Origin of the sequence: Hydrocoleum sp. CS-953 (assembly GCF_002260545.1) — a bacterium.
Lineage (GTDB): Bacteria > Cyanobacteriota > Cyanobacteriia > Cyanobacteriales > Microcoleaceae > Trichodesmium.
This window is the reverse complement of record NZ_LGSU01000112.1, coordinates 1-2,205: the sequence shown is the minus strand read 5'-3', so window position 1 is coordinate 2,205 and position 2,205 is coordinate 1. Positions and strand designations below refer to the sequence as shown.

Sequence of the window (2,205 nt, the reverse complement as noted above, 5' to 3'; positions counted from 1 at the left end):
TTATCAATTATCAATTATCAATTATCAATTATTGAAATCCTACAAACCCGGTTTCTTATAACACTCGGAAGCAAGAAGATTTGATATTACTTATGTAATTATACTTTCTGCCTACTCCCTGCTCCCCTGCTCCCTACTCCCTACTCCCTACTCCCTAAAACTAATACAATTCATACTTTAATAATGTACAAGCTATCGGACCATTATAAACAGGAATTCTCCCAGAAGTTCTTAACCCCACCTGTTTAGATAATTCTTTATTTCCTGTCAAAATAAAAGCAGTCCAACCAGTAAAACGTTGTTTAAAAATATCCCCCAACATTTTATAAAATTTACCTAATTCTTCCACTTCTCCTAAACGCTCCCCATACGGAGGATTACAAATAATTATTCCTTTATCTGCTGGAGGTTCTAAATTAGATATATCTGTTTGGATAAACTTAATTTTATCTGCAACACCACATTTTTTAGCATTAGCACGAGCTTGAGAAAGCACTTCTAGATTTTTGTCACTTCCAACAATTATTGATTTTAATTCAGTTAATTGATTATCCTTAGCTTCTGTTAATAAATCTTCCCAAATAGACTTATCAAAATCACGCCAATTCATAAAAGAAAACTTATTTTTAAACAATCCTGGTGCAATATTTAATGCTTTTAAACTTGCCTCTAAAGGTAAAGTTCCCGAACCACATAAAGGATCTAAAAAAGGTAAATCTGGAGAATATTCTGCCATCTCCAATAAAGCTGCTGCTAAAGTTTCTTTCAGAGGAGCAAAACCCATTGCCAACCTATAGCCACGCTGATGTAAACTACTACCAGAACTATCTAAACTAAGGATACAATTTTTATGTTCAATATGAGCATTAATTAATATGTCAGGATTTTTAGTATCAATATTTGATCTATAGCGAAATTTTTCTATTTGCTGCTCAGTTATAGCATCTTTTATTTGCAGAGCAGTATAGTGAGTATGCTTTAATTTCTCATTACTTCCAGTACAGTGAACTGCCAATGTATTTTTAGGAGATATATACTTCTGCCAAGGAATTTTTTTAACTTCTTTATATAAAACATCTCGGTTAACACATCTAACTTCTGTAATAGGAACTAATACTCTAAAAATAGTTCTTGCCCATAGATTAACTCGATAAAGTAAAGTCTTATCCCCAGTGAAACTTACCCCTGTAAATTCTGGAGAAACATTTTTAGCTCCTAAACTTTCTAACTCTTGGGCAGCAATAGTTTCTAACCCTTTGGCAACTTTAGCATAGTATTGATTCATTATTCCCTATTCCATATTTACCACCTTTTTCCCTGTTCCCTATTCCCTATTCCCTATTCCCTAAAATTAAAATGGAGAACAATCTGAGATATAACTTCCACTACTATCCCTAGAAACTATATATCCTTGATATGGGTTTGTCACTTCTATAAATCTCTGGGTGCCACTACCAATTTCNCTGTTCCCTATTCCCTATTCCCTATTCCCTAAAATTAAAATGGAGAACAATCTGAGATATAACTTCCACTACTATCCCTAGAAACTATATATCCTTGATATGGGTTTGTCACTTCTATAAATCTCTGGGTGCCACTACCAATTTCTTCATTTCCTGTAACTTCTATTCTTTGACCATTTTCTACTACCCCGAGTCTACGACTTGCCGAGTTGCGTGTCTCAAAAATATATAGCCCATTTGGTCTCAGTACATAACAAGTTTTTGACTTAATTCTTCCTTTAGCTTGGTAATTAATTACACGTTCAGTGAGGCCATTCTGTGTTGTTGAATCTACACGATATTGGTCTGGACCAATAATATATTCAATCCCTTGTACTGGGTCATAAGCTGCCCAAGAAGTACCTCTTTTTATGGCATTACCAACAATCAACCAATCTTGCTCAGTTCCATTTTTGGGTTGACTAATGAATATATACTCACCTTTGCGAGTTTCGCAAATATTGATCTTAAAGTTTGCAGTTTCATAATTTGCTTTCTCAGAGCCATATCCATAACAGGTCTGTCCCTGCGATGGCAGAATTACAGTCCCCAACACTAAAGCCGTTGTCAAACCTCCAACGGTGGCTAATTGGTGTTTCATTGTTTCTCCCTTTTCTGCCATTGGATAGTAGCAAAGCTCAATAATTTTACCATAAGTTGAGAAAAATATCTCTCCTAAAAGAAAATAAGTCAAGTCTAATTG

Annotated in this window: 2 protein-coding genes; both read right to left on the bottom strand. The window is 34.6% G+C overall.

Annotated elements, in window-relative coordinates; translation table 11 throughout:
• Positions 1-160: 160 nt before the first annotated feature.
• Positions 161-1,285, bottom strand: a complete 1,125-nt coding sequence (locus AFK68_RS00735; RefSeq protein ID WP_094670847.1) for a class I SAM-dependent RNA methyltransferase — start codon at positions 1,283-1,285, stop codon at positions 161-163.
• Positions 1,286-1,497: 212 nt separating this feature from the next.
• A partial coding sequence (locus AFK68_RS36085) for a hypothetical protein (protein WP_168186265.1) occupies positions 1,498-2,205 on the bottom strand: 708 nt, incomplete at its 5' end.

Excerpts from the sequence above, each read along its gene's own strand:
- AFK68_RS00735 (WP_094670847.1), bottom strand. The coding sequence starts at position 1,285 with ATGAATCAATACTATGCTAAAGTTGCCAAAGGGTTAGAAACTATTGCT.